Below are 26775 nucleotides of genomic sequence, written 5' to 3'. Positions count from 1 at the left end.
CGGGCCGACCACCGCTCACCCCTGGGGGACACCTGTGTCCGCACTGATCGCCCACGACCTCGTCCGCAACCTGGGCGGCCGTCGCGTCCTCGACGGCATCTCCCTGACCGCCTCTCCCGGCCACCGCATCGGCCTCATCGGGGAGAACGGCGTCGGCAAGTCCACCCTGCTCCGCCTCCTCGCGGGCACGGACGAACCCGACGCCGGAAGCGTCACCCGCCCCGCCGACCTCGGCTTCCTCCACCAGGAGATGCCGTACGACGCCGAAGCCACCATCGCCGCGGTGCTGGACGAGGCTTTGCGCGAGGCCCGCGAGGACCTCGCCGAACTGGACCGGCTCGGCGAGGAACTGGCCCGGACCCCGGAGGATCACGACCTCCTCGACGCCTACGGCAAGCGCCTCGAACAGGCCCAGCACCGCGAATCCTGGGACGCCGACCGCCGCGCGGCCCTCGTCCTGGACGGCCTGGGCCTCGGCGCCTTCGCCCACAACCGCACCCTGGCCTCACTCTCCGGCGGCCAGCGCGGCCGACTGGCCCTGGCCGCGCTCCTCGTCCGCCGCCCCTCGGCCCTGCTCCTCGACGAGCCGACCAACCACCTCGACGACGGCGCCGCCGCCTTCCTGGAGGAGCAGCTCCGCGCCCTGCCCGGCACGGTCGTCGTCGCCAGCCACGACCGGGCGTTCCTCGACGCCGTCTGCACCGACCTGATCGATCTCGACCCGGCGGTGGACGGCCCGGTCCGCTACGGCGGCAACTACAGCGCCTACCTCACGGAGAAGCGCGCCGAACGCGAACGCTGGGAGCGGCGGTACGCCGAGGAGCAGGAGGAGCTGGAGGCGTTGCGGGAGTCCGCGGGCGTGACCGCACACCGGGTCGCGCCGGACCGGGGCCGTACCGACAACGAGAAGATGGGCTACGGCCACCGGGCGGGCCGGGTGCAGAGCCAGATCTCCCGCCGGGTCCGCAACGCCACCCGGCGGCTGGCGGAACTGGAGCGCACCCGGGTCGCCGAGCCGCCCCGCCCGCTGCGGTTCGCGGCCGGGGAGCTGGCGGCACGCAGCGAGGAGGGCCCGCGGCCCCTGGTGTCGCTGAGCGGGGTGCGGGTGCCGGGGCGGCTCGCCCTGGAGGGGCTTGAGGTGTCGCCGACCGACCGGCTGCTGGTCACGGGCGGCAACGGGGCGGGCAAGTCGACGCTGCTCGCCGTACTCGCCGGGCGCCTCCTGGCCGAGGGCGAGGTGGTCCGGCGGCGCAGGCTGACGGTCGGCCTGCTCACACAGGACACGGCCTTCGAGCGGTACGACCGCACGGTCCGCGACACCTACGAGCAGACGCTCGGCGTGCAGCGGGCGGAGAAGGTGCCCTTGGGCTCGCTCGGCCTCATCCACGAAGCGGACCTGGACAAGCCGGTGGGACACCTCTCCGTGGGCCAGCGCCGCCGCCTGGCCCTGGCCCTGCTGGTGGCCCGCCCACCCCAGCTCCTCCTGCTGGACGAGCCCACCAACCACCTCTCCCCCGCCCTGTGCGACGAACTGGAGGAGGCACTGGGTCCGGGCCCCGGCGCGGTCGTCGTGGCCAGCCACGACCGCTGGCTGCGTCGGCGCTGGCAGGGCAGGGAGCACCGGCTGGGACACTGACGCCCTTGAGACCGGGAACACCAGCTGAACCGGTAACGCTTCTTGCGCCCGAGCGGAGTCACCTGTCAAGATGGTGATGTGAATCTTGACCATGTCTTCGTATGCGGGCACCCGGCTCTCGACTTCGCGGCCACGCTCCGGGCCCGACGCTCGACCCGGTTCGAGATGTTCGTGACGCCGGAGCGGCTGAACGCCTGGTACCTGGAGTCCGGTCTGGTGGACACCATCACCCCGGGCCAGGACGACGACGTACGGGAGGCGACGGCCGTACGCGAGGCCATCTACCGGCTCGTGACCGACCGCCGCCTCGGCGAGGAGTTCGACCCGGAGGCACTCGACGCGGTCAACGCAGCCGCGCGCAAGACCCCGGTCACGCCCCAGCTCACCGCGACCGGTCGGCTCACCGAGGCAACGCCCGAGCAGGCGCTCGCGACCGTCGCCCGGCAGGCGGTCGAGCTGCTCAGCGGCCCGGACGTGCCCCTGATGAAGGAGTGCGGCAATCCCGAGTGCACCCGGGTCTACATCGACCGCTCCCGGGGCATGCGGCGCCAGTGGTGCGGCATGGAGTCCTGCGGCAACAAGATCAAGGCCGCCGCCTACCGGGCCCGCAAGAAGTCCGCGCCCGCCACGGCCGCGCGCTGACCCTGACCCACGGCAGTACACGTCCCGGCGGGCGCGGGGCTCAGTCGGCCGCGAGGTCCCTGAGGGTCCTGCGGAACCGGTTCATCAGCACGCTCCGGGCCCAGCGCACCGGCGTCGGGAAACCCGCGCAGACCCGTTCCCGGCCGGGAACGGGCTCGGGGTGTTCCAAGAACCCGATGGTCAGGTGCGGCTCACTGCGCCAGACGCCGTCGGCCGCCGCCCTGCGGAGCACCTCGAGATCTTCTTCGCCCGCTTTGGTGAGCAGCCCCTTGAGCAAGGGGCGTACGACGGAACGATGCCCGGTCAGCCCCTGGCGGACCTGGTGGGAGGCGAGCGTGCCCTCCTTCATCGCATGTCCCCAGCTCACCGATCCGCCGACCCGGCGCTCCTCTGCGATCTGCTCCATGACGCTCTCCAGCGCGTCCAGCCCCTCGGCCATCGCGTCGTCATCCTCGTCCAGGAGATCGAGACTGCGCACCGCTTCGGGGCACCGCTCCCGCAGCACCGGCCAGAGCAGCTCGTCCTCGGTGCGCCGGTGATGGCGTACGAAGTCGACGAACCAGCGTGCAGTCGTCACCAGGGTGCTGGTTTCGACGGGCGCGCCGTCTGCCAGTCGGGTGAATGACTCCGCGATCAGATCCGCGCCCCGGGCCATGACCGTATGGGCGGCGAGGAGTTCCTCGAAGAGACGGGCGCCGTCCGTGATCGGCGCCTGCGTGGCGGACATCCGTGAACCCTTCTAGACCAACGTGAGCGCACCGGCGGCCCGAGGGGGGACCCGGGCCGCCGGTGCGGGGACGGGGACGGACCACGCGGGCGTGGCTGGACTCCGAGCACCCCATCCCGGCTCCCCCGCCCGCGTGTTCGACGGCGGAGCCTTCCAACTGGAGAACGGGACAGCGGATCTGAAAGGTTCACCACAACATGTGGAACCAACCGTTCCGGTGGCACACCTCGGACACACTCAGAGATACATGGCCCGGTGGCTCTGATAGGCGAAGGTGTCACCCGAGCTGAGAATGGTCACGATCTCCGCACAGAAGCGCTGGTACTCCTGCTCGCGCTCGGTCGGCAGGGTCACCGACACGGCGACCCCCTGGGTCACGAACCGCAGGATGTTCAGCAGCCTCGGCGGAGGCGGCAGCAGCAGCACGTCGACGACGCGCCGGAAGACATCGGTGAGACGTTTCTCGTCGTCGGGCAGCCCGGAGCCGGCGCGGGCACCCGGGCGTTCACCGAGGGCGGCGAGCAAGTCGAGGCAGGCCGTCAACTGCCCGAGATCGACCGCGGTCACCTCGATCGGATAGAGACTGGTCAGCTGGTCACCGCGCATGGTGTGCAGGGTGTACCGGGGCGGAGGCGGCTCCGCGGGAGCGGTGACGGCGGGCACGTCCTCGGTGTGCCAGCGCGCCCACAGCGGCAGTTTCAGCAGCACCTGCACCCAGCTGTCGTAGGCATCCGCGATGATCCGCTCGTCGTCGGGTTCCGCGCCCGTGTGATGCAGCCGGTAGAGGTGGCGCAGCAGCGGCTCCTCGAGGCTCTGGAACTTCGCGTAGAACACGGGGTCGTCAGGGACCAGAACGTACAAGGGCCACCTCCTCTCACGGGTACGAATCGCCCGGCCGGCAAGGCCGGTCATGAGGTTGAACGGAGTGGGCGACCGCGGGGGTTCACGGGGATCGCCGGCGGTAGCCGCACTGACCGCCACCCCCGCAAGTAACCGCCTTGACGAGTGACGCATGATACGGCACCATGAGAAACGGCCGTCACCTGTTAAAGCGGTGACTCACTCGAGGGGTACTAAGTCACGTGACCGATCACCGACTGCCACCCGCCTGCCAGACTCGGCAGCGCCGCCCGACCGGGACACCTCCGACCGCACACACATGTCAAGAAACGTGGCTACACTTCGCGGTCTTGGTCACACGCCCCGCACACAGAGACGGCGTGGCTCCCGCACCGGCGCAGTGAAGACGGGACCGGATGAGCGACCAGCAGCACCACTGGAGAAACAGCGAGGCCAGCCGCGAGATGGACGCGACAGTGCGCTACTCACTCCTCGGCACCGTACGGGCGACGCGCGGGGACACCGAGATCGATGTGGGCCCCCCGAAACGCCTGGCCCTGCTCGCCCTGCTGCTGCTCCGCGCCCCCGGACCGCTCACGCTGGGCGAAGCGGTCGACATCCTGTGGGACGGGGAATCGCCGCCCAGCGCCGCCAACGTGGTGCACCGGCACATCGGCGCCCTGCGCAGAACACTCGAGCCCGAACTGCGCAGCCGCAGCAACGCCGCACACCTCGTCCGCGCCGCCGACGGCTATCGACTCCTGGTCGACACCTCCAGCTCGGACCTGCTGCGCTTCCGCGACCTGCGCGCCCAGGCACAGCTCGCGCTCCGCGACGGAGCCCCCGCCGAAGCCGCCCAGGACTTCATAGACGCACTCCGGCTGTGGCGCGGACCCATCGTCGCGGCCGGCACCTCCGTGGCCCGGCATCCGGTCTTCACCTCCGTAGGACACGAGTTCGTCGCCACGGTGAAAGAGGCCGCCGACGCCGTCCTGAACGCGGCACCCGCGCTGACCGAAGAAGTCCTCACCGTCCTGCGCAACGCCCTGGAGAACCACCCCTTCGACGAGGCCCTCCATGCCCGCGCGATCGCCGCTCTGGCGGCCACCGGCCGACAGGCCGAAGCCCTGCGACAGTTCGAGACCATCCGCGACGCACTCGCCGAGGAACTGGGCGTCGAGCCCGGCCCCGAGCTGCGCGCCGCCCAGCAGCACTTGCTCCAGCGCCGCACCTCCCGATCCCCCGACAGCCCCCTGCCCCTGCCCGCGGAACCCGGCCGCCCCTCACAACTCCCCGCGGACTGCGCCTCTTTCGCCGGCCGCCGCGAACCTCTGAGCCAGTGCCTGGAACTACTTCCGATCGAGGGCGAAAGCCGCCCGCCCACCATGACTGCGGCCATCTGCGGCATGGCGGGAGTCGGCAAAACGACGCTGGCCGTGCACTGGGCCCACCTGATCGCCGACCACTTCCCCGACGGGCAGCTCCACATCGACCTCCAGGGCCACCACCCCTCCCGGCCCCCGCTCGACCCCGCCGAGGCCATCAGCGAAATCCTCGGGGCACTCGGTGTGGAGCACGACCACACCCACGCCGGCACAGCCGCACTCGCCGCCCTCTACCGCAGCGCCCTCAGCGGACGGCGACTCCTCCTCGTCCTGGACGACGCCGAGAACTGTGAGCAGGTACGCCCCCTGCTCCCCGCCACGCCTGGCTGTGTCGCCGTCGTCACCAGCCGCCGACGACTGGAGGGTCTGGCGGTGACGGACAACGCCCGCGTCATCACATTGGAGCCCATGACGCGCGCGGAAGGCCTGGAACTGCTCGACCGGCGGCTGGGCACCGACCGGATCCGGGCCGAGCACACCACTGCCGAAGAGATCGTGGAACTGGTCGGCGGGCTGCCGTTAGCCCTGGCCGTCACCGGTGCCCGGGCCCTGGCGCAGCCGAGGTTTCCGCTGGTGTCACTCGCGGCCAGACTGCAGGATGCCGACGACTGCCTCGACGCCCTGTCCTGCCACGACGACCGCACCGACATCCGCAGCTCCTTCCACCGCTCCTACGATGCGCTGAGCAGTAGCGCCGCACGATTGTTCCGGCTGCTGAGCCTGCACCCGTCGCGCGACATCGGGATGCCGGCCGCGGTCAGCATGGCCGGCACCGACCCGCGCAGAACCCGGCAGGACGTGGCGGAACTGATGGACCATCATCTGCTGGTCGAACTGACCGCGGGCCGGTACACCTGCCACGAACTGCTGCGCACCTACGCCAGGGAACTCGGCGCGGTCCTCGACTCCCCCGCCGCGCGCTCCGAGGCCCTGGCCAGGATGGTCGAGCACTACCTCTACAGCGCCGACGCCGCCACGGCACGCCTCGCGCCCCATCGCGGCACCGTACTGCTGCCGCCCCCGCGTCCCGGCGTCCGCCCCGAGCGGTTCAACGGACACGCGGACGCCGCCGAGTGGATCGTCGCCGAGCAGTACCTGCTGCCGGAACTCGTCCGCTCCATCGAGAACCACCCCCAGGACGAAACCCTGCACCGCCGCCTGACCTCGGCCCTGGAGATGTGCTTCCAGCCCTCCAGCTCCTAAGCACCTGTGTCGGTGGTTTGGGTGGTGGGTCGGGTTTGTGTTCTGGTGAGGGTGCCTGCGATGAGGGTGGTCAGCATCTCCTGCAGGGTGGTGGTGAAGTCCATGCGGAGGGCGGCGAGGGTGGGGTCGGCGGCGTAGGCGGTGAGCATGGCGGTGGAGGGGCGGGCGTGGGTCCACACCGCGCCGCTGATCATGATGGTCTGGGCGCACAGCTGGTCGGCGTGGTCGCCGAGTTCGGGCAGGTGGCGGCGGGCGAGGGTGGCCAGGGCGGCGACGTTGTCGAGGGCTGCGCGTTTGTAGCGGGCGGCGACGTCGGGGGAGATGTTGTGTTCCAGGACGCCTGCTTGGGCGCTGAGCAGGTCGCACAGGGTGCGGCGCTGGGTGAGGGAGTGGGCCAGGACGGTGGCGAACTCCTGGCCGCGCTGGTTCGGCGGGGCGTCGGGGGTGATGGCGGCGGCCAGCTGCGCGGGGAGGGCGGCGGTCCACTGGCGCCAGTCGCGGTCGAGCAGTTCCAGCAGGACGGCTTCGCGTGATTCGAAGTAGCGCAGCACGTTGGACTTCGCCAGGCCCACGCGCCGGCTCAGTTCGTTGAGGCTGAGGGCGCTCACGGTCATCTCGTCGAGCATCGCGGCCGCGGTGTCGAGGATGGCCTGCCGCCGGATCTCGCGCTGTTCCTCGCTGCGCGCTCGCTGGAAGGTCGTCATACCCCCCATGTTACAGACTGCCGGTCTTTTGACATCGGACCGCCGGTCTCTTAATGTGGAGCACAAGAGACCGACGGTCTAATAAGCCTGGATCGTCGGCTGTGCTCACTTGCATGTGAAAGAGGTCCCCCGTCATGAGCGTCTCCCGCATCGCCCTGGTCACCGGTGCCACCCAAGGCATCGGCAAGGAGACCAGCCTTCTTCTGGCCCGCACCGATCACGCCGTCGTCGTCTCCGGCCGCCGCAAGGAAGCGGGCGACGCCGTCGTCCGCGAGATCCGCGACAACGGCGGCGAGGCCGTCTTCGTCGCCGTCGACGTCGACGACGAAGAGTCCGTCGCCGCCCTGGTCACAGCCACCGTCGAGCACTACGGCCGCCTCGACGTCGCCGTCAACAACGCCGGTATCTCCCTCGACACCGGCCGCATGGCTGATGAGCCCACCAGCCGCTTCCAGCGGATGCTCACCACGAACGTGCTCGGCGTCTTCTGGAGCATGAAGTACCAGATCCAGCAGATGCTGGCCCAGGACAACCCCGGCGGCTCGATCGTCAACCTGGCCTCGATCGCGGGCCTGGGCGGCATCCGCTACGCGGCCAACTACTCCGCCACCAAGCACGCCGTCGTCGGCCTGACCAAGTCCGCCGCGCTGGAGTACGCCACCGACAACATCCGCATCAACGCAGTCGCCCCCGCAGCAATCAAGACCGACATCCTCAACGCTGCCATCGAGGCCGGCACCTGGAATGAAGCCGACATCGCCGCCCTCCAGCCGGTCAACCGCATGGGCCGTCCCACCGAGGTCGCCGAAGGCATCGCCTGGCTCGCCTCGCCGGCCGCGTCCTTCGTCACCGGAACCGTCCTCAACGTCGACGGCGGCTACAAGGCCCAGTAATGAAACGGCGGCGAGGCAACTGCCGAAGACCGCCCCGATGAGTGCCTGTGTCAGAACCTCCGGCGCGCAACCAGAGGCTCCGACACAGGCACTGTGCTTGTTGCTTGACCTCTTGACCTCTTGACCTCGAACAGGGCGTCGTACCGAGATCACCAGACAACGGCGACCTCTGAGTGGCTGCCAACCCCTAAGCAGCCTCCGGCCGCACCACTCCCCGCAGCTTGCGCAGGGCGTTGTGGTGACGGCTCTTGACCGTTCCCGCCGGGACCCCGAGGATGCCGGCCGTCTCCTGGATGGTGCGGTCGCACAGGTATATGTGCACCAGCACCGCACGGTGCTCGGCAGACAACCGCTGCAACAAGGGCCTCACGACCAAGGCGTCGTGCACCGCCTCGGTGCCGTCGGCCCGCGACACGGGGTCGTTGTACGTGACTCCGACGACTTCCCTGCGCGCGTGGGGCTTGCGCACCCAGTCGATGACCAGATGCCGGGTCACGGTGAAGAGCCAGCCACGGACCGACCCGTCCATGCCGAGCAGACGGTCGATGTTGCGCCATGCCCGGATGATGGTCTCCTGGACGATGTCCTCGGCGAGTCCGTGGTCACCGAGCATCTTCTCGGCGTACGAGACGAGGCTTTCCCGGTGTTCCCTCATGATGCTGCCGAGCAGGTCGGATCGGGACATACCCGTGAGGGGCGTAGCCATAGTGTTCTGAACCATCCTGGTTCTCTGTGGTGCGGCGACCGGAGGCCGGATGCAACCCCCGCAATCGCACTGTAGGCAGCGTCAGGTGCCAGAAAAGTGCTGCGTTTGTGTCGTCCTGCTGCCGCACCTGCACCCTGTTAACACGTATGCCCGAACGGAGAGGTGCATCTACGCTTTCACCAGCACCTTTACCGCGTCTTTTACTTATTCCGTGGCTCTACGGGTTCCAAACAATTGCCGCACATGAGTTGTATGTCACGCGCCATCGCGCCGCCTTGACCCAAATGCAATGTGTGCGCATGAAGCTGGAAGATACGTGTGTGAGACTGCCACACTGAGGAACCACCTGAAAGGTATGACCACATTGCGTAAGAACCTGCTGCGGCTGGGCGTGACCATGGCTGCCGCCGTCGGTCTGTCCCTGGGCGCGGGCACCGCGTTCGCCACCCCGGCCGGACCGGGCGTGACAGGCAAGATCATCTCCCAGACCACCATCGGCGGAACGGACTACATCCTCCGCCAGATCACCATCCCCGCAGGCCAGAGCACGGGCTGGCACTACCACGACGGAACCCTCTACGGCTTCGTCCAGCACGGCACGCTCAGCCACTTCGACTCCGACTGCCAGGCTGACGGCGTCTACAAGGCCGGCCAGTCCCTGACCGAGCCGTCCGGCGCGGACCACGTGCACATCGGCCGCAACCTCGGCAAGACCGACGTCGTCCTCGACGTCCTGTACGTCCTCCCGCACGGCGCCCCGCTGTCGGAGGACGCCCCCAACCCGGGCTGCGACTTTCAGTAAGCCGCGCCCCGCACAAAACGAGCCCGCCACGGCATCTCCCCGTGGCGGGCTCCGCGCGTTCCGGGGCCCCAGAACCGGCTCAGCCCTCCACGGGAGCCCAGGACCGGAACACCGCGGCCTGCCCGTGGACGCCCCCGTCGGCATCCATCAGGTCCCACATGGTCACGTCCTCTATCCAGAACGGCCGACCGCTCCTGCCGACCCGTATCCCCCGGTAACCGGTGGCGAAGTGATCCTCCGTCACGGCCCGGACGAAGGCGTCCCTGTCCTCCTGCCCGTCCGGGCGGGCGGACAGCCGGGACGGCAGGCCCACGAACTCGTCCCAGGAGTAGGCGAAGCAGCCCTGTGCCGTGCTGTTGGCATAGATGAAGCGCGGGTCGGCGGAGGTGTCGTGCGCCAGCAGCCCGAACGGGGCCCGCTCGTACAGCCACCGCGCGGCGTCCGGTCCGGACTGCCACTCGGTGGGGCACAGCGGCTGGCCCACCAGGCGCAGATGGCTGGAGAGCAGCAGGTCGGCGAAGTCGTCGTCAAGGGGTGTCATCACCGTTCACATGTTTCTTTGTCCGGGGACGGCTGTGGTTGTTCCGGGGGTTTCTTTCTCGTCAAGAGCCTTGACAGGAAAGTGTCCGCCCCAACAGCCTATGGCAACGTTGTCAGATCGCGGAGCCGCTTCCGCGTGCCCGGCAGCGCCCACGCCACCGCTCACTCACACGCTGTGATGGGACGATCACACATGGTCGATCAGTCGTGCTCCTCACGACACACCTCCCGGCGCACCGTCGTCGCCGCCGGCTCCACCTTGCTGGCCGGGTTCGGCCTGGGCACGGTGTTCGCGCCGGCGGTCGAAGCCGCCGACGCCACCGGTAGCAGCACCCCCTCCGCCCCAGGTGAGATCGCCGCGTACCGCCCCGTCCGTGCCTCCACGCAGGCCTACGCGCCGACCCCCGCCGGGTTCGTGGTGGACGCGCTCCCCCAGCCCGGCGTACGCGGCACCGGTTGGCGTGCCGAGGCGGGTGACCCGCAGTGGATCGAGGTCGACCTCCAGGCCGACTGCCATGTCGACCGTGTCCGGCTCACCTTCGAGGCCGACGCGAGCGACCCGGTCTTCACGCCTCCCAGCAGCGGAAACCCGCGCCAGGGCACCACCGGCAAGGAGATCCTCTCCAGTTACGCCCGCGAGTTCGTCGTAGAGACCTCCCGCGACCACACCACCTGGACGAGCGCCTACCGCACCACGGCCGGCACCGGCGGCGTGGTGGACATCCCGCTGCCCGTCCCCGTCACGGGCCGCTGGGTACGCCTGACGGCCCGCCGGCGCTCCAGCCCCAACCCCCTCGGCCTCAACGGCTTCGAGGTCTACGGCACCGCCCCCGCCCACCGTCCGAAGGCCACCGGCTGGACCGACTGGGGCACCCACCACGGCGACGCACCGGCGCTTGAAGTGGCCGCGGACGGCACGGTGCCGTTGGAGTCGGGGTGGACACTCACCCTCGACGACTGGGCGGACGGCAACGGTACGACCCTGTCGCGGACTGGCGTCGACACCACCCGCTGGCTCCCCGCGACCGTCCCCGGCACCGTCCTCACCTCCCTCGTCGACCAGGGCAAGCTGCCCGACCCGGTCGCGGGCCTGAACAACCTGCGCATCCCCGAGGCCCTCTCCCGCCATACCTGGTGGTACCGGCGTGCCTTCGACCTGCCGCGCGGCCTGCGCACCGGCCAAGGGCGGCATGTCTGGCTGGAGTTCGACGGCGTCAACCACAAGGCCGAGATCTGGCTCAACGGACACGGAGCGGGCGAGGTGACCTTCCCCTTCGCCCGCTCCGCTCACGACGTCACCGACCTCCTCACCACCAAGGGCGGCAACGCGCTCGCCGTCCGCATCTCCCCCATGCCCGTGCCCGGCAGCCCCGGCGACAAGGGCCCGGCGGGCGAGGCCTGGGTGGACGCCGGAGCCAACACGATGAACCTCAACTCACCGACGTACCTCGCCTCTTCGGGCTGGGACTGGATGCCCGCCGTCCGTGACCGCGCGGCCGGCATCTGGAACCACGTACGCCTGAGATCGACCGGACACATCGTCCTGGGCGACCCGCGCGTGGACACCGTGCTGCCGAAGATGCCGGACCTGTCGGTCGCCGAGCTCACCCTGACCGTCCCGGTCCGCAACGCCGACTCCACCGCCCACGAGGCCACCGTCACCGCCGAGTTCGGCGATGTCCGGGTCTCGCGCACGGTCACCGTGCCGGCGGGCGAGGACATCGATGTCACCTTCGCCCCGGACGCGTTCGCGGCCCTGCGCGTGCGCGACCCCGAGCTGTGGTGGCCCAACGGCCTGGGCGAGCCCACCCTTCACGACCTCACCCTCACGGCCCGCACCGGCGGCGCCGAGAGCGACCGCCGCACCACCCGCTTCGGCATCCGGCAGTTCGGCTACGCGTACGACACCCCGCTGAAGTTCACGCCGTCCTCCGACGCGTACACCCAGACCGTCCCGCTCGGCGCCCAGAAGGCCCGCCACGTCCGCGTGCGCTGCCTGACCCGGGCCACCGACTGGGGCAGCTCCCTGTGGGCCCTGTCGGTGTACGACAGCGCCCGCCCCGGCACCGACCTCGCCCTGCACGCCTCCGCCGAGGCCTCGACCACCGACGAGGACGGCCACGCGGCGGCCAACGTCACGGACGGCGATTCGACCACCCGCTGGTCCTCCGCCTTCGCCGACGACCAGTGGATACGTGTCGACCTCGGCTCGACGCAGTCCTTCGACCGCGTCGACCTGGTCTGGGAACGGGCCTACGCGCGCACCTTCGTCGTCCAGGTCTCGGCGGACGGCGAGCAGTGGACGGACGCCGCGTCCGTCGACAACACGGCCGTCCCCCTCCCCTTCAACAGCGGCGACGCGAGCCTGCGGATCACCGACTTCGACGCCCGTACGGCCCGGTATGTCCGGCTGTCCTGCGGCGTCCGCAACACCAGCTGGGGCAACTCGGTGTGGTCCCTCGCCGTCATCGACAGCGCCGACCCCGGCACCGACCTCGCGCTGCACCGCGAGGCCACCGCCTCCACCGAGGAGGACGGCCACCCGGCCGCCCACGCCACCGACGGCGACCCGGGCACGCGCTGGTCCTCCGCCTACGAGGACCACCAGTGGCTCCAGGTCGACCTCGGGGCCAGCCGCCGCTTCGACCGGATGGCGGTCGTCTGGGAGCAGGCGTACCCGAAGACGTACACCCTCCAGGTCTCCGACGACGGGGACACCTGGACCGACGTCACGACCGTCTCCAACACCCCCGACCCGCTGAAGATCAGCGTCAACGGCGTGCGGGTACTGGTGCGCGGCGGCAACTGGGGCTGGGACGAACTGCTGCGCCGGATGCCCGCCGAACGGATGGACGCGGCGGTGCGGATGCACCGGGCGATGAACTTCACGATGATCCGCAACTGGGTCGGCAGCAGCAACCGCGAGGAGTTCTACGCCGCCTGCGACGCGCACGGCATCCTCGTGTGGAACGACTTCCCCAACGCCTGGGGCATGGACCCGCCGGACCACGAGGCGTTCCTGTCCGTGGCCCGCGACACCGTCCTGCGCTACCGCAGCCATCCGAGCATCGCGGTGTGGTGCGGCGCCAACGAGGGCAATCCGCCCGCCGCGGTCGACGAGGGCATGCGCAAGGCGGTCCAGAGCCAGGCGCCGGCTCTGCTGTACCAGAGCAACTCCGCCGGCGGCGTCGTCACCGGCGGCGGCCCGTACGGCTGGATCGAGCCGGAGAAGTACTTCGACCCGGCGACCTACGGCAGCAAGGACTTCGGCTTCCACACCGAGATCGGCATGCCGGTCGTCTCCACCGCCGCCAGCACCCGCGCCATGCTCGGCGACGACGGACCGGAGTGGCCGATCGGCGGCGCCTGGTACCACCACGACTGGAGCGAGCGCGGCAACCAGGCCCCGCAGAACTACAAGGCGGCCATCGAGACCCGCCTCGGCACCGCGCCGCGACCTGGACGACTTCACGCGCAAGGCGCAGTTCGTCAACTACGAGAACTTCCGTGCCATGTTCGAGGCCTGGAACGCCCACCTGTGGGACAACGCCAGCGGGTTGATGCTGTGGATGTCCCATCCCGCGTGGCACAGCACGGTCTGGCAGACCTACGACTACGACTTCGACGTCAACGGCGCCTACTTCGGCTGTCGCTCCGCCTGCGAGCCGCTGCACGTGCAAGCCGACCCGGTGAAGTGGCAGGTCATCGCCGTCAACCACACCCGCGAGGCGCTGAAGCGGGCGACGGTCAGGGCGGAGACGTACGACCTGTCGGGCCGTCGTGTCGCCGAGTCCCGGCACACCCACGTGGACGTGGAACCGGCCGCCACGGCGGCGGCGTTCACCGCGGCGCCCACGGCCGACCAGCCGGACCTGCATCTGCTGCGCCTGACCCTGGAGGACGCGGACGGTAGCGTTCTGTCCCGCAACACCTACTGGCGCTGCCGCACACCCGAGGCGCTGCGCGCCCTCAACCAGGTCCGGCAGGCCAAGCTGTCGGCCTCCCTCACCCGGGTGTCCCGCGACGGGGACCGGCGCACGACGACCGCCACGGTCCGCAACCACGGCTCGATGGTCGCCGCGATGGTCCGTCTCTCCCTGCTGGACGAGGACGGCGCCCGCGTCCTGCCGACCCTCTACGACGACAACTACCTGTGGCTGCTGCCCGGGGAGTCGCGCACGGTGACGCTGTCGTGGCCCGCATCCGCGCTGCCCTCGGGCCGGCCGAAGCTGCGAGTGGAGGGCTACAACACCCCGCCGGTCACGGCGCGCGGCTGAGCCGTACGGAGGGGTGCCGGGCAGGCGTCAGACGCTGCGCTCGTAGGCGGCCCACGCGATGTGCGACTCGTGCAGGGTCACGGCCACCTCGCGGATGCCCCGGGCCCCCTCCCCCAGGGCCCCCGCGTGGATCGCCTCGACCAGGCGGTCCGCGATCACCTGGGCCAGGTACTCCGTCGAGGTGTTGATCTGCTGGAACCGCTCCTCGTCGTCGAGGTTGCGGTAGTTGAACTCACCGATCACCTTGCCGAGTTCGGCGGTGGCCAGACCGATGTCCACGACGATGTTGTCGTCGTCCAGCTCCGGGCGCCGGAACGTCGCGTCCACGACGAACGTCGCCCCGTGCAGCCGCTGGGCGGGTCCGAAAACCTCGCCACGGAAGCTGTGGGCGATCATCATGTGGTCACGCACGGTGATACTGAACAACGATCCTCCAGGTGTGTATGGCACTCGGCACGGAGCATATAGTCGAGACACATGTGAGGGTGTGTGTGAACCAAATGTGAGATCCTCTCGTGTCCTTGGTGTGTCGGTTGGCCGCACCGGCAGAGGAGGACTATGGAGACACCACCGGTGAGACGCCTGGAGCGGGCCCTTGCCGACTTCGCCGAGCGGTACAAAACGCTGAGCAGAGCCCGGGAACAGATGCGGGCGCTGTCGGTGACGGCCCGTTCCCGGGACGACGTCGTGGAGGTCACCGTGAGCGCCGACGGCAGCCCGGCGCGGATCCGGTTCGTCGACGAGCGGTTCAGACAGGTGCCGGCCGCGCAGCTGGGCGACAGCGTCGTCGAGGCACTCGGCACGGCACAGGCGGAGGCCACGGCGCGGATCAGTGCGCTGGTCACAGCCACCTGGCTGCGGTTGCCGCCACCTGCGGAGCCCAGGTCGTGGGAGGAACCGCTGCCGCTGGGCGCGATACCCGCGCAGGCCTGCGAGCCGGCCCGGGAAGCCCAGCGCCCCCGTCCACAGGGGCCGCTGTGGGGCCGTGGATCCTCCTCGGCCTACGCCCCCCTGCCGCCAGAGCTGCGGGCAGCCGTGCTGGCCCTGACGGACTCCGTGTGCGACGCGGTCAAGTGCGTCTGAGAGACCCACTGACACACATGTTTCAGTGTACACACTTCCCCTGTCGGTAGAACACCCACAGGGACACTCACAGGGAATGAGGTCGGAACGACCATGCCGAAGCCCACGCCCTCGAACGGCATCGTCCGCGTCGAGAGCAACGTGTACCTGGTGTCCGGCAGCAACACCAACTGGGTGATCGTCAAGGACGGGGACCGCTGCACCCTCGTCGACACCGGCTACCCCGGCGACCGCGACGCCGTGCTCGGCTCGCTCGCGGCGCTCGGACTGGATCCGCGTGACGTGGCCGCCGTACTGGTCACGCACGCGCACAACGACCACATCGGGGCGGCCGAGCACCTGCGCGCCCAGTACGACGTGCCGGTGCTCATGCACCAGGAGGAGGTGCCGCACGCCCGCCGTGACTTCCTCGACCAGGTGTCCGTCGGGCAGGTGGTCGCGCAGGCCTGGCGGCCGGGGGTGCTCCCGTGGGCCGTGCACGCCCTGCGGGCCGGGGGTACCACCCATGTGCCCGTCTGTGAGCCGCAGCCGTTCCCGGTTCAAGGCGCGCTGGATCTGCCGGGGGCGCCGGTGCCCGTGCACACGCCCGGACACACCAAGGGGCACTGCGCGTACCACCTGCCCGAGAGCGGCATCCTCATCACCGGCGACGCGCTGGTGACCGCGCACCCCACGTCACGGATCAGCGGCCCGCAGCTGCTGCCCGACATGTTCCACACCGACCGTGCGCGGGCCCTGGACTCCCTGGCACTGCTGGAGAACCTGGATGCGGGCCTTCTCCTGCCCGGCCACGGGCCCGTGCACCACGGATCCGCCAAGGAGGCCGCCACTACCGCCCGTGAGCACGCCGTGGGGTGAGCACCGGTTCATCGACACACTTACCGGACAGTATGTCCGGGCTTCCCCTGGGGCGAGCGGGCGTCAGCGGCATACTCACAAGGGGGAAGATGAGGCACATAGCTGTATGCCGGGGCACATCAACGCTTATCGTGAAGAGTGAGCATGTCCGGAGAAACCATCTGGCGTTGACACTTATCCATACGGGACCCTCGGCGTGGGTACCATGCGCAACGTCATCCATATCGAAGGAGTGAACGGTTGTGACCAGCCAATCAGCCGCCACGCTCCGATCGCGGTACGTAGCACAGGCCGCGTCGGACTTGGAGGAGAACCGTCGGCTGCAACAGCAGCTGGCGGACAGGATTTCCACGTTGAAGCAGGAGGAGGCTCTCCTCGCGGACATCCTCAACCTCGCCGAGCAGTACGAGGGCTTCGCCGACGCGTCCCGGCTGCCGGAGCAGCTGCAGGACGAGCCCGTCGTCGCAAAGGCCAAGAAGACGGTCGGCGGAGCCGGTACACGGCGTTCGGCGTCGGTCAAGACCGCCTCGTCCAGCACCACGGCGAAGGCCGGCGCGAAGGGGAAGTCGCGCCAGTCCCTGCTCGGTGACCTGCTGGCGGACCTGCTCGGCCAGTACGAGGAACCACGGCTGGCGAAAGAGCTGCGAGACGAACTCCTCGAGAAGCACCCGGACCGCAACCCCACCCCGCAGGTGGTGCGCAACACCCTCGAATCGCTGGTTGCCAAGGGCCGTATCAGGCGTCACAAGCAGCAGCGTTCCGTCATGTACACCCTGGTCAAGCCGGGTGCGGCGGACGGCTCCGCCTGACTCGTCCCGGCAATCGCGCCCGTTCGAGGTGTGAGCCCGGCCTTTGGTGGTGTGTGAACCGGGAGCGGCCCCTTTCCCGTTGCGGGAGCGAGGGGTTCTGTTCCAGGGAACCCACGGGAGAACGGTCCATCACATGTCGGACGAGAATCGCGTAATGGAGTTCCTCGAGCGGGTGGTCGCTGACAACGCGGCCGCCTTCGCGGGGGTGACCACGTCTCTGGGGGTCCGCCTCGGCCTGTACCAGGCAATGGCAGGGGCCGGGGCGCTCACCTCGGACGAACTGGCCGAGAAGACGGGTCTCGTCGAACGTTATGTCCGCGAGTGGCTGGCCGCGCAGGTGGCCGGCGCCTACGTGGTGTACGAACCCACAGCGAACACCTATGTACTGCCGGACGAGCACGCGGCTGTGCTCGCCGACTCCTCGCTGCCGACGTACGTCGGCGGCGGTTTCACCATGCTCAAGGCCCTCTACGGCGCCGAAGAGGCGCTGGCGAACGCCTACCGCAACGGCGGCGGTGTCGGCTGGCAGGACTTCGGGCCGGAACTGGCGGAGGGCGTCGCCGCCTTCTTCAAGCCCGGCTACGAGGCGGTTCTCGTCCAGGAGTGGCTGCCTGCCCTGGACGGCGTCGAGGCCAAGCTGCGCAGCGGTGCCTCGGTCGCGGACGTGGGCTGCGGCTTCGGCCACTCGACCCTGCTCATGGCCAAGGCGTTCCCGCAGGCCCGCTTCCACGGCTTCGACTTCCACGCACCCTCCATCGAGACGGCCCGCAGGCTGGCCAAGGAGGCCTGCCTGGACGACCGCGTGACGTTCGAGGTCGCCGCGGCGAACGACTTCCCCGGCGGGGACTACGACCTCGTCACGTTCTTCGACTGTCTCCACGACCTCGGTGACCCCGGTGCGGCGTTCCGCCGTGCCGAGCAGGCTCTCGCGGTCGACGGGCGCTGCCTGGTCGTCGAGCCGAACGTGTCGGCCGTGCCCTCGGAGAACATCAACCCCATCGGCCGCTCCTTCGCCTCCACCTCGCCCGTCCTCTGCCTTCCGGTGGCCCTCGCGCAGAACGGCCCGCACGCGCTCGGCAACCACCCCGGCCCGGACACGCTCAAGGAGATCGCCGCCGAGGCGGGCCTGCGCAGCTGGAAGCTCGCCGTCGAGACCTTCACCAACCGCGTCTACGACGTCACCCGCTGACCGGCAACGGGAGGACGAGCTGGTTCCGGCACGGCCGGCCGCGTCGGAACCAGTCGGGTCGGGGCGCGCGGCGCCTATCCGCGCCACACGTTGTCGAACGCGGCGTTCTCGACGTCACGCCGCAGTCGTAGGGACTCGAGTTGCACCACCGCGTCGCCGACAGCGGCCAGTACGGAGGTGACGGCGTCGTCGAGAGCACTCCCGTCCGACGCCAACGGCTCCTCATCGATGCCCGCCGCCGCCAGCAGGGCGGTCAGGACGGGCTCGCCGGACGCTCTGCGCTCCTCCGCAGCGCGGCGTGCCCTCGAATCGGCCAGGACGGTCCGCTCGGACAGCAGCCGGAACCCGTGCCTGTGCTCATGCACGAGGAGCCCGGTCCGCTCCAGTTCGTGGACATAGGCCATCGCGAGTCCGTCGGCGCGGCGCCACAGCCAGTCATCGAGGGTTTCGTACGGTTCCTGCCGGGCCAGGGAGGCGTCCGCCTGGTCCAGCAGCACATCACCGGTCACCGTCGGGGGCCCGGGCACGATCCGGTCGCCGTCCAGCTTCAGTGCCCCGCTCCGCAGCAGATCGACGGCTTCGGCGCCGGCGAGCGTGAGCGACAGGTCCCCCTGGCCCACGAGGTGGCCGGCCGGCTTGCCCAGCGCGACGAGCACGAGGTCGCGTGCGGTGCTCATGAGTCCCTCCTCGTCTCCAGCAGACGCAGCCACACCTCGCTGAGGGTGGGGAATGCGGGTACGGCGTGCCAGAGTCGTTCGACCGGCACCTCGCCGGTGATGGCGACGGTGGCCGAGTACACCAGCTCTTCCACGCCCGGCCCCACGAAGGTGGCGCCGACGACGACCTGGCGGTCCCGGTCGATGACGATGCGGGCCCGGCCCCGGTAGCCGGGGCGGTACTGGACGGCACCCGCGAGGTGCCCGATCTCGTAGTCGACGACCTCGACGTCCCGTCCGGTGTGTTCCGCCTCCCGTACGGTCAGGCCCACGCTCGCGATCGTGGGGTCGGTGAACACGACGCCCGGGACGGCCTCGACATCCGCCGTACTGCTGTGCGGTGTCCAGCGCCCGGCGTCCAGCCGTTCGCCCCGCGCCCGGGCCGCGATGACCGAACCGGCGATGCGGGCCTGGTACTTGCCCTGGTGGGTGAACAGGGCGCGCCGGTTGACGTCGCCGACGGCGTACAGCCACTCCCCCGGGACCGCGCTGACGGTGAGGCTGTCGTCGACGGTGAGCCAGTCCCCCGGCTCGAGTCCCACGGTGTCGAGACCGATGTCCTGCGAGCGCGGGGCCCGGCCGGTGGCGAAGAGGATCTCGTCGGCGGCGAGTTCGGAACCGTCCGACAGCCAGACCCGGACCTCGCCCCCTGTGCCGTCCGCCCGCTTCGCGTCCACGACGGAGACACCGAACCGTACGTCCGCTCCGGCCTCCCGCAGCCGCTCGGTGACCAACTCCCCCGCGAAGGGCTCCATCCGGGGCAGCAGTCCGTCCTCACGGGCCAGCAAGGTCACCTCGCTGCCCAGGGCCTGCCAGGCCGTGGCCATCTCGACGCCCACCACACCGGCACCGACAATGACGAGGCGGCGCGGCACCCGGCGGGCGCTGGTGGCCTCCCGGCTGGTCCAGGGACGCAGCTGTTCGATCCCCGGCAGCGGTGGCAGGGCAGCGCGGCTGCCGGTGCACACTGCGACGGCGTGCCGGGCCCGCAAGCGCACGGTGTCGCCGTCAGGCGTCTCCACCGTCACCTCGCGCTCCCCCGCCAGCCGTCCATGGCCGCGCAGCAGGTCGATGCCCGCAGACTTGATCCACTCGACCTGGCCGTCGTCCTTCCAGTCGGCGGACATGCGGTCGCGATGCGCCAGTACGGCGTCGACGTCCAGCGGGCCCGCCACGGCGGGGTCGATTCCTGGCATGTGCGCGGCGTCGGCGCGGACCAGAGCGGGGCGCAGCAGGGCCTTGCTGGGTTCGCAGGCCCAGTACGAGCACTCGCCGCCGGCCAGTTCGCTCTCCACGATGAGCGTGCTCAGACCGGCGGCAGTGGTCCGGTCCGCGACGTTCTCGCCGACGGGTCCGGCGCCGATCACGATGACGTCGTAGGTGCGGGTGTTCTCGGTCGTCATGTGTCCTCCGGTGGCTGTGTGCCGGGCGGGTGGGTGGAGTCAGGCGGGTCTCAGCGGCCCGGGGCCCGCTCGGTGACCTCCTGGAGGAACCACTCGTTGCCGTCCAGGTCCTTGAAGGCGGCGAAGGTGCCGTAGCTGGCTCGCTCAGGGTGCAGGCCCAGTACGCGGTGGGTGTCACCGGCGTGGTGGAAGGCGCCCGTTTCGTCGCGGAACGGGCCGTAGACCTCCACGCCGTACGAGGTCAGCTCCTCCTGGGCCTTGAGGATGTCGGTGACGGTCAGCTGAAGGCCGTGGAGCGTGCCCGGTTCCTGCCGGGTGAGCCCCTCCCCGAAGATGATCGAGCACTCGGAGCCGGGCGGGGTGACCTGCACGATCCGGTAGCCGTCGTGGATCGGGAAGTCGGCGTCGAGGCGCCAGCCGAGCCGTTCGACGTAGAAGCTCTTGGCCCGGTCCACGTCGGAGACGGGCAGGATGACGACTTCGAGCTTCATGTCCATGACTGTGATCTCGCTTTCGATGGTGTGGTGTCCGCGCAGAGCAGGAACGGTGCGCTCAGTGTCGGCGGCGGTCGACATGTGCCGCCTCAGTCAACTGACGGTGAATCGCGGACGTGTTGGCAATTCGTTACGGAAGTCACCGCACCGGACGGCTGCCCGATACGTGTGTCTGATGGGCCCCCGTACGGGGGCCGTCGACCGAATGGAAGGACGGATCTTGAGGAAACTCCTCCCCACCTCCCGCACCGGCCGGGCGCTGACGGCGGGGGCCGCGCTGCTCTCCGCGGCCGCCCTCGCCCCGGCCGGAACGGCCGCGGCGAGCACCGCCGCGGAGAGCAGGCACCGGGTGGACTACGTCGCCCTCGGGGACTCGTACGCCTCCGCGCCCCTGGTGCCCACCCAGGTCGACGCGACCTGTCAGCGTTCCGACCAGAACTACCCCTCGCTGGTGGCGCGCTCGCGTTCCGCGAGGCTGACCGATGTCAGTTGCGCGGGTGCCACCACCGCCGACATGACCGCCCCGCAGGCCGACGGTGTCCCGGCGCAGCTCGATGCCCTGAACCGGAGCACCGACCTGGTCACGGTGACTGTGGGCGGCAACGACATCGGTTTCTCGACGGTGCTGGGCACGTGCGCCCGGCTCACATCCGGCAACCCTGCGGGTGCCCCGTGCGAAGCCCACTTCGCGGGCAGCGGCGCGGACCAGATCACGGACGCGATCGCCGCGACCGGTCCGAAGGTGGCGCAGGTCCTGCGGGCCGTTCACCACCGGGCGCCGTACGCCCGGGTCGTGGTCGTCGGCTACCCCGACCTGTTCCCGGAGGACGGCGTCGGCTGCACCAGCAGCAAGGTACCGCTGGCCGCGGGCGACTTCGCGTGGCTGCGCGACAAGGAGAAGGAACTCAACGCGATGCTGGCCCGCCAGGCCCGCCGCGGCGGGGCTCGGTACGTGGACACGTACACGCCGACCATCGGGCACGACCTCTGCAAGCCGGTCGGCGAGCGGTGGATAGAGACCTTCGCGCCTGAGACTCCGGCGGCGCCGGTGCACCCCAACGCCACGGGTGAGAGCGCGATGGCCACTGTGGTCGAGGGCGTTCTCGCAGGTCACGGCCGACGCCACTGATATGTCCCGGGCCCGCGGGTCAGAGCAGGCTCGCGGGCCCGGGACCGTACCCCGCCAGCACCGCGCTCTCCGCCCAGCCCCACACCTGCGCGTCCGTGGGCCAGTCACGGCCCCCCTCGGGAACCGAGACATCTCGAGACACCTGCTCATCAGAAACATGCTCACCAGAAGCGCGTCGGGAGTGTGCACAACGTTTCTCGGCGGCCCGTACACGTATGTGCGTCAGGGAGACCATGGTGTGCCTCTCAGGCAGCGGCGCTGGCGTTGATGGTGACCGGGACGTTGTCGCGCGTGGCCTTGGAGTACGGGCAGATCTGGTGGGCGGCGTTCGCGAGCTCCTGAGCGGTGGCCTCGTCGACACCACCGAGCACGGGGCTGAGGACGGCGGAGAGGGAGAACTCACCGTCGTCGCCGTGCGTGAGGGTGACCTCGGCGGTGATGGCGGTGCTCGTGAGCCGGATCTTGCGGCCAGTGGCGGCGCGGCGCAGGGCGCCGAGGAAACAGGCGGCCCAGCCGGCGGCGAGCAGCTGCTCGGGGTTGGTTGCGGTACCGGCGCCGCCGAGCTCCTTGGGGAGGGCGAGGCTCGTCGCCAGCAGACCGTCGGAGGAGCGGACGTGACCGCCGTTGCGGCCCTCTCCGTCGACGTTGACGACGGCGGTGTAGCTGACTGCCATGACTGTGCTCCCCATCTGGGTCGAAAAAGGTCTTTGCCTGACCGCTGACCAGGACACTTTCGTGTCACCGGTTCAAGCGGTGACGCAATCATGGCAGCCCCTAACGTCACCCGTCAAGGTGGTGACTAGTGTCTCCCGGGTATACATGCCGGCTGTCGCCCTTGTGACATGTCCCAGGTGTGCCACCGGCATCGAGTGACACCTGTCGTACGGCCGACGGATTCTGTCGCGCAGATGAACAGCACACAGCGCGCCGGGAGAGGCACGGACCGATGAGACACCTCCGCCTGTTGACGACACTCACAGCGAGCGTCGCCCTACTCACCCCAGCGGTCACCCCGTCGTCCGCCGCCCCCACCGCACCGCCGCAGGGCACGGCGGCGGCCCGGCCCGCATCCACCGAGGCGACCGTCCACCTGATCACCGGAGACCGCGTAACCGTGGCCAAGGGCCCGGACGGCCACCAGACAGCCGCGATACGGCCGGGCCCCGGCCGCGACGGCATCGTCTTCCACACCTTCGAACAGGACGGACACCTGACGGTGCTCCCGTCCGACGCCGCTTCCCTCGTCTCCCAAGGCCGCCTGGACCGGGCCCTCTTCGACGTCACCAACCTCCTCGCCCAGGGTTACGACGACGCCCACACCCACGCGCTGCCCCTGATCGTCGCCACCCCCGGCGGCACCGCCGAGCGCACCGCGGACCGGCTCACCGCGTTCGCCGAGCCGGGCTCCCCGAGCAGGGAGTTGCCCAGCATCGACGCCCACTCCCTCCATGTCGCGCAGGCCGACCTCGGCCGCTTCTGGACCCAACTGGCCCGCACCGACGCGAAGTTGAAGAGGGCCGCCGTTCCCCGCGTATGGCTCGACGGCCGCGTCCACGCCGTCCTGGACCGCAGCACCGCCCAGATCGGTGCCCCGGCCGTCTGGCAGACGGGTGCACGCGGGCAGGGCGTCAAGGTCGCGATCCTCGACACGGGTGTCGACCAGACCCACCCCGACCTGGCCGGACGCGTCACGAAGACGGCGAACTTCTCGGACAGCGCCACCACCGACGACCCCTACGGCCACGGCACCCACGTCGCCTCCATCGTCGGCGGCAGCGGTGCCGCCTCCTCCGGCACCCGCAAGGGCGTGGCCCCCGAGGCCGACCTCCTCGTCGGCAAGGTGCTCGGCGACAACGGCTCGGGCTCCGAGTCCCAAGTCATCGACGGTATGGAGTGGGCGGCAGCCCAGGGCGCGAAGGTCATCAACATGAGCCTCGGCTCTGACCAGCCCAGCGACGGCTCTGATGTCATGAGCCAGGCCGTCAACGAGCTTTCCCGAACCACTTCCGCCCTGTTCGTGATCGCCGCCGGCAACAGCGGCCGGGACGGTGCCTCCACCGTCGGCTCCCCCGGCGCGGCCGAGTCGGCGCTCACCGTGGGCGCCATCGACCGGGACGACTCCCTCGCGGACTTCTCCAGCCGTGGGCCCCGCGTCGGCGACGGCGCGGTCAAGCCCGACGTGACCGCGCCCGGCGTCGGCATCGTGGCGGCCCGCGCCGCGAGCACCACAGAGGGCGACGTCGTCGACCAGTACTACGTGGCCTACTCCGGCACCTCCATGGCCACGCCCCATGTCGCGGGCGCCGCCGCCCTGGTGGCCCAGCGCCACCCCGACTGGACCGGCCGCCGGCTCAAGGACGCCCTCGTCAGCACCGCCCGCACCATCACCGGCCAGCAGGTCACCGAGCAGGGCGGCGGCCGCGTCGACGCCCCGGCGGCGGCCCTCGGCACCCTCACGGCGACCGGCACCCTCACCCCGGGTCCCTTCCAACTCACCGACCCGGCCCGCACCTTCGACCTGACCTACACCAACACCTCCGACCAGGCCATCACCCTCAACCTGGCCCCCCGCCTGACGAACACAGCAGGCCGCCCGGCCCCGCCGGACGCCCTACGACTCGCCGCCACCGTCACCGTCCCCGCCCACGGCACCACCACCGTCCCCCTCACCACGGACCCGGCCAGGACCGGCCAGGGCACCTATTACGGCTACATAATCGCCACCCCCACCGACGCCGCCGTCGCGCCCGTACACACCACGCTCTGCCTGATCGTGCACGGCCCCATCCACCGGCTGACGGTACGGACGTACGACGAGCACGGCACCCGCGTCCCCGCACAGCCCCTCATCTGGGGCCCCGCCGGCTTCGTCCCCTACTCCGACCCCGAACACGGCATCGCCGAAGTCGAGGAAGGCACCTACCAGGTCAGCCACTCCTCCCTCAGCACCGCCGAGGACGGTCAGGAACTGCGCGAAGTCGTCCTGCCGGAGGTGAACGTCACCAAGGACACGACGGTCACCGTGGACGCCCGCAAGACCGTCCCCGTCGAGATCCGCACCCCCCGCCCCGCAGAACAGCGCGGAGTCCTCAGCTACCAGACCTACCGCGAACTCGACGGCCACGCCCTGGTCCAGGGCACCATGTTCTTCGACATCGCCAAGCGGCTCTACGTCAGCCCGACCGCCCAAGTACACAACGGCACGTTCGAGTTCGCCTCCCGCTGGCAGCTCGTAGCCCCGCTCCTCCAAGTCCGCGCCACCGGCCTGCCCGACCCCCTCAACGCCTACTACATGCCGAACTCGCCCCTCTTCAGCGACCGCGGCACCACCCTGCGCGCCGTGAACGCGGGCGACGCCGCCGCCCCGCAACTCGGCGGCCTCCGCGGCCGACTCGCGGTCCTCACCGACCAGCAGGGCACCGGCACGGACCAGGCACTGCGACAGATCGCGGCCGCCGGCGCCAAGGGTGTCCTGCTGATCCACTTCGACGACAGCCCGTGGACCCGCTGGACCCCCGACGGCGACCGTTCCCCCCTGCCGGTCATCCGCGTCGGAGCCACCACCGGCGCCAAGATCCTGACCCGCATCCACCACCGCACCACCGAACTCACCTTCCGCGGCACGGCCCGCAGCCCCTACCTCTACGACGTCATGCAGGTGGCCAGACAGCAGATCCCCCAACACGTCGTCCACACCGTCACCGCCCGCGACAGCGCCGTACTGCACACCACGTACGCGGACAACGGCGGCAGCGGCTGGGCCGCGGAACAGCGCTTCGCCCGCCGCCCCTACCAGCAGACGGCCTGGCTCCAGTACAACCGCTACGTCCCCACCGGCATCACCCGCACCGAGTACGTCGGCGCCGGTGACACCACCTGGCAACACCTCGTCCACCACACCACGGTCTACGACCCCGACGTACCGCTCTCGCTCGGCATGCGCGACACCCCGCACACCTACCGGGCCGGCACCACAGCGAAGGAGATCTGGCAGGGTTCGGTCGTCCGCCCGTCGATTCCCGTGAACGCCACCGAACCGACCGCGCGCCAGGGCAACGTCATGCGCCTGCGCATACCGGAGTTCACCGACTCCCAGCCCGGCCACTGGTCCCGCTACCTACCCGACGACGGCGGCGGCATCGGCACCCGCACCACGGAGGCGTCCCAGGACACCGTCACCGCGGCCCTCTACCGCGACGGCACCGAACTCACCGACCTCAACACCGCCTGGACCGACATCGAAGTACCGACCGCCCCCGCCAACTACCGCCTGGAACTCCACACTTCCCGCACCTCCCCCGACTGGGACTACGCCACCAGGACCGCGACGACCTGGTCCTTCCGCTCCTCCCCCACCGACAAGCCCACCGCACTCCCCCTCCTCCAACTCGACTACGCCGTACCGGTCGACGCCCACAACACCGTTACCGGGTCGGGCTATTACGGCGTAATAATCGGCGTCCGCGCCCAGGACGGAGCCCCCGCCCCACATCGTCCGAAGATGCACGTGGAGATCTCCTACGACGACGGCCGCACCTGGCGCACGGCCAACCTCCGCGACCACGGCCGGAACACCTTCCGCGCCACACTCAACCGCCCACCCCACAACGGCGATACCGCCTACGCAACCGTCCGGGTCACCGCCCAGGACACCGCGGGCAACAGCATCCAGCAGACGGTGCACCGAGCCTGGGCGGTACGCGGCTGACGGTCACGGCGTGGAGTACAGTCCTCGAACT

General features: G+C 70.2%; 21 protein-coding genes and 1 pseudogene. 12 read left to right on the top strand and 10 right to left on the bottom strand.

Annotated features, from left to right (window positions below; translation table 11 throughout):
- Nucleotides 1–34 precede the first annotated feature (34 nt).
- On the top strand, nt 35–1636 hold the full coding sequence (locus IQ210_RS44585) for an ABC-F family ATP-binding cassette domain-containing protein (protein ID WP_194084988.1): 1602 nt from the start codon (nt 35–37) through the stop codon (nt 1634–1636).
- A 78-nt stretch (nt 1637–1714) separates the two neighbouring features.
- Nucleotides 1715–2278 (top strand): CGNR zinc finger domain-containing protein, encoded by a 564-nt coding sequence (locus IQ210_RS44580; protein WP_194084987.1) that lies wholly within the window; start codon nt 1715–1717, stop codon nt 2276–2278.
- A 40-nt stretch (nt 2279–2318) separates the two neighbouring features.
- On the opposite strand, the gene IQ210_RS44575 is transcribed toward IQ210_RS44580, so the two are convergent.
- Both IQ210_RS44575 and IQ210_RS44570 read right to left on the bottom strand, forming a co-directional pair.
- Nucleotides 2319–3005 carry a hemerythrin domain-containing protein gene (locus IQ210_RS44575; protein ID WP_194084985.1) on the bottom strand — a complete coding sequence of 229 codons (687 nt, stop codon included), beginning with the start codon at nt 3003–3005 and terminating at the stop codon, nt 2319–2321.
- A 237-nt stretch (nt 3006–3242) separates the two neighbouring features.
- Complete coding sequence (locus tag IQ210_RS44570) at nt 3243–3866, bottom strand: hypothetical protein (protein WP_194084984.1); 624 nt, start codon at nt 3864–3866, stop codon at nt 3243–3245.
- Nucleotides 3867–4261: 395 nt separating this feature from the next.
- Between IQ210_RS44570 and IQ210_RS44565 the strand changes: the two genes are divergently transcribed.
- Nucleotides 4262–6433 carry an AfsR/SARP family transcriptional regulator gene (locus IQ210_RS44565; RefSeq protein WP_228049576.1) on the top strand — a complete coding sequence of 724 codons (2172 nt, stop codon included), beginning with the start codon at nt 4262–4264 and terminating at the stop codon, nt 6431–6433.
- Here IQ210_RS44565 and IQ210_RS44560 read toward each other — a convergent pair.
- A complete protein-coding gene (locus tag IQ210_RS44560; RefSeq protein WP_194084982.1) occupies nt 6430–7137 on the bottom strand; it encodes a TetR/AcrR family transcriptional regulator in 708 nt (235 codons plus the stop codon). The genes IQ210_RS44565 and IQ210_RS44560 overlap by 4 nt on opposite strands.
- Before the next feature lie 134 nt (nt 7138–7271).
- Between IQ210_RS44560 and IQ210_RS44555 the strand changes: the two genes are divergently transcribed.
- A complete protein-coding gene (locus IQ210_RS44555) occupies nt 7272–8030 on the top strand; it encodes a glucose 1-dehydrogenase (RefSeq protein ID WP_194084980.1) in 759 nt (252 codons plus the stop codon).
- Between the two features lie 187 nt (nt 8031–8217).
- Here the strand turns inward: IQ210_RS44555 and IQ210_RS44550 are convergent, their stop codons facing one another.
- Entirely contained in the window at nt 8218–8715 is a 498-nt protein-coding gene (locus tag IQ210_RS44550; protein WP_194084979.1) for a sigma-70 family RNA polymerase sigma factor, read from the bottom strand.
- A gap of 418 nt (nt 8716–9133) precedes the next feature.
- Here IQ210_RS44550 and IQ210_RS44545 point away from each other — a divergent pair, with 418 nt between their 5' ends.
- On the top strand, nt 9134–9538 hold the full coding sequence (locus IQ210_RS44545; protein ID WP_228049580.1) for a cupin domain-containing protein: 405 nt from the start codon (nt 9134–9136) through the stop codon (nt 9536–9538).
- 79 nt (nt 9539–9617) lie between these two features.
- Here the strand turns inward: IQ210_RS44545 and IQ210_RS44540 are convergent, their stop codons facing one another.
- Complete coding sequence (locus IQ210_RS44540) at nt 9618–10079, bottom strand: MEKHLA domain-containing protein (protein WP_194085024.1); 462 nt, start codon at nt 10077–10079, stop codon at nt 9618–9620.
- 192 nt (nt 10080–10271) lie between these two features.
- Between IQ210_RS44540 and IQ210_RS44535 the strand changes: the two are divergent.
- Nucleotides 10272–14355 (top strand): annotated as a pseudogene (locus IQ210_RS44535) (discoidin domain-containing protein).
- A gap of 27 nt (nt 14356–14382) precedes the next feature.
- Here the strand turns inward: IQ210_RS44535 and IQ210_RS44530 are convergent.
- Nucleotides 14383–14781: a 6-pyruvoyl trahydropterin synthase family protein gene (locus IQ210_RS44530; RefSeq protein ID WP_194084977.1), complete on the bottom strand. Its 399-nt coding sequence runs from the start codon at nt 14779–14781 to the stop codon at nt 14383–14385.
- Nucleotides 14782–14913: 132 nt separating this feature from the next.
- Here IQ210_RS44530 and IQ210_RS44525 point away from each other — a divergent pair, with 132 nt between their 5' ends.
- The 4 genes from IQ210_RS44525 to IQ210_RS44510 all read left to right on the top strand — a co-directional run bounded on the left by IQ210_RS44525 (nt 14914) and on the right by IQ210_RS44510 (nt 18294).
- Nucleotides 14914–15438, top strand: coding sequence for a YbaB/EbfC family nucleoid-associated protein (locus IQ210_RS44525; protein WP_194084975.1), 525 nt, complete (start codon nt 14914–14916; stop codon nt 15436–15438).
- 93 nt (nt 15439–15531) lie between these two features.
- The gene (locus IQ210_RS44520) at nt 15532–16296 is read left to right on the top strand and encodes an MBL fold metallo-hydrolase (protein WP_194084974.1); all 765 of its coding nucleotides are present in this window, start codon (nt 15532–15534) and stop codon (nt 16294–16296) included.
- A 242-nt stretch (nt 16297–16538) separates the two neighbouring features.
- On the top strand, nt 16539–17105 hold the full coding sequence (locus IQ210_RS44515) for a hypothetical protein (protein ID WP_194084972.1): 567 nt from the start codon (nt 16539–16541) through the stop codon (nt 17103–17105).
- A 154-nt stretch (nt 17106–17259) separates the two neighbouring features.
- Entirely contained in the window at nt 17260–18294 is a 1035-nt protein-coding gene (locus IQ210_RS44510) for a class I SAM-dependent methyltransferase (RefSeq protein ID WP_228049575.1), read from the top strand.
- Nucleotides 18295–18368: 74 nt separating this feature from the next.
- Here the strand turns inward: IQ210_RS44510 and IQ210_RS44505 are convergent, their stop codons facing one another.
- From IQ210_RS44505 to IQ210_RS44495, 3 genes are read right to left on the bottom strand one after another with little or no spacing between them, the layout of a single operon-like run.
- A complete protein-coding gene (locus tag IQ210_RS44505) occupies nt 18369–18971 on the bottom strand; it encodes a GOLPH3/VPS74 family protein (RefSeq protein WP_194084970.1) in 603 nt (200 codons plus the stop codon).
- Entirely contained in the window at nt 18968–20413 is a 1446-nt protein-coding gene (locus tag IQ210_RS44500) for a dihydrolipoyl dehydrogenase family protein (protein WP_194084968.1), read from the bottom strand. The genes IQ210_RS44505 and IQ210_RS44500 overlap by 4 nt, the downstream gene beginning before the upstream one ends.
- Before the next feature lie 50 nt (nt 20414–20463).
- Nucleotides 20464–20910 carry a VOC family protein gene (locus IQ210_RS44495; protein WP_194085023.1) on the bottom strand — a complete coding sequence of 149 codons (447 nt, stop codon included), beginning with the start codon at nt 20908–20910 and terminating at the stop codon, nt 20464–20466.
- Nucleotides 20911–21112: 202 nt separating this feature from the next.
- On the opposite strand from IQ210_RS44495, the gene IQ210_RS44490 reads away from it, so the two are divergent.
- Complete coding sequence (locus tag IQ210_RS44490; protein WP_194084966.1) at nt 21113–22036, top strand: SGNH/GDSL hydrolase family protein; 924 nt, start codon at nt 21113–21115, stop codon at nt 22034–22036.
- A gap of 245 nt (nt 22037–22281) precedes the next feature.
- On the opposite strand, the gene IQ210_RS44485 is transcribed toward IQ210_RS44490, so the two are convergent.
- On the bottom strand, nt 22282–22710 hold the full coding sequence (locus IQ210_RS44485) for an Ohr family peroxiredoxin (protein WP_194084965.1): 429 nt from the start codon (nt 22708–22710) through the stop codon (nt 22282–22284).
- A 290-nt stretch (nt 22711–23000) separates the two neighbouring features.
- On the opposite strand from IQ210_RS44485, the gene IQ210_RS44480 reads away from it, so the two are divergent.
- Nucleotides 23001–26744: a S8 family serine peptidase gene (locus tag IQ210_RS44480; RefSeq protein ID WP_322658408.1), complete on the top strand. Its 3744-nt coding sequence runs from the start codon at nt 23001–23003 to the stop codon at nt 26742–26744.
- The last annotated feature ends 31 nt before the right edge of the window (nt 26745–26775 follow it).

This window comes from Streptomyces justiciae, assembly GCF_015163075.1.
GTDB lineage: Bacteria > Actinomycetota > Actinomycetes > Streptomycetales > Streptomycetaceae > Streptomyces > Streptomyces justiciae.
This window is presented reverse-complemented; position numbering and strand designations above follow the sequence as displayed.

Coding starts and splice junctions, on each gene's coding strand:
- IQ210_RS44575 (WP_194084985.1), bottom strand. CDS start 3,005: ATGTCCGCCACGCAGGCGCCGATCACGGACGGCGCCCGTCTCTTCGAG.
- IQ210_RS44565 (WP_228049576.1), top strand. CDS start 4,262: ATGAGCGACCAGCAGCACCACTGGAGAAACAGCGAGGCCAGCCGCGAG.
- IQ210_RS44560 (WP_194084982.1), bottom strand. CDS start 7,137: ATGACGACCTTCCAGCGAGCGCGCAGCGAGGAACAGCGCGAGATCCGG.
- IQ210_RS44555 (WP_194084980.1), top strand. CDS start 7,272: ATGAGCGTCTCCCGCATCGCCCTGGTCACCGGTGCCACCCAAGGCATC.
- IQ210_RS44550 (WP_194084979.1), bottom strand. CDS start 8,715: ATGTCCCGATCCGACCTGCTCGGCAGCATCATGAGGGAACACCGGGAA.
- IQ210_RS44545 (WP_228049580.1), top strand. CDS start 9,134: ATGGCTGCCGCCGTCGGTCTGTCCCTGGGCGCGGGCACCGCGTTCGCC.
- IQ210_RS44540 (WP_194085024.1), bottom strand. CDS start 10,079: ATGACACCCCTTGACGACGACTTCGCCGACCTGCTGCTCTCCAGCCAT.
- IQ210_RS44525 (WP_194084975.1), top strand. CDS start 14,914: ATGGAGACACCACCGGTGAGACGCCTGGAGCGGGCCCTTGCCGACTTC.
- IQ210_RS44520 (WP_194084974.1), top strand. CDS start 15,532: ATGCCGAAGCCCACGCCCTCGAACGGCATCGTCCGCGTCGAGAGCAAC.
- IQ210_RS44510 (WP_228049575.1), top strand. CDS start 17,260: ATGGAGTTCCTCGAGCGGGTGGTCGCTGACAACGCGGCCGCCTTCGCG.
- IQ210_RS44505 (WP_194084970.1), bottom strand. CDS start 18,971: ATGAGCACCGCACGCGACCTCGTGCTCGTCGCGCTGGGCAAGCCGGCC.
- IQ210_RS44500 (WP_194084968.1), bottom strand. CDS start 20,413: ATGACGACCGAGAACACCCGCACCTACGACGTCATCGTGATCGGCGCC.
- IQ210_RS44495 (WP_194085023.1), bottom strand. CDS start 20,910: ATGGACATGAAGCTCGAAGTCGTCATCCTGCCCGTCTCCGACGTGGAC.
- IQ210_RS44490 (WP_194084966.1), top strand. CDS start 21,113: ATGGAAGGACGGATCTTGAGGAAACTCCTCCCCACCTCCCGCACCGGC.
- IQ210_RS44485 (WP_194084965.1), bottom strand. CDS start 22,710: ATGGCAGTCAGCTACACCGCCGTCGTCAACGTCGACGGAGAGGGCCGC.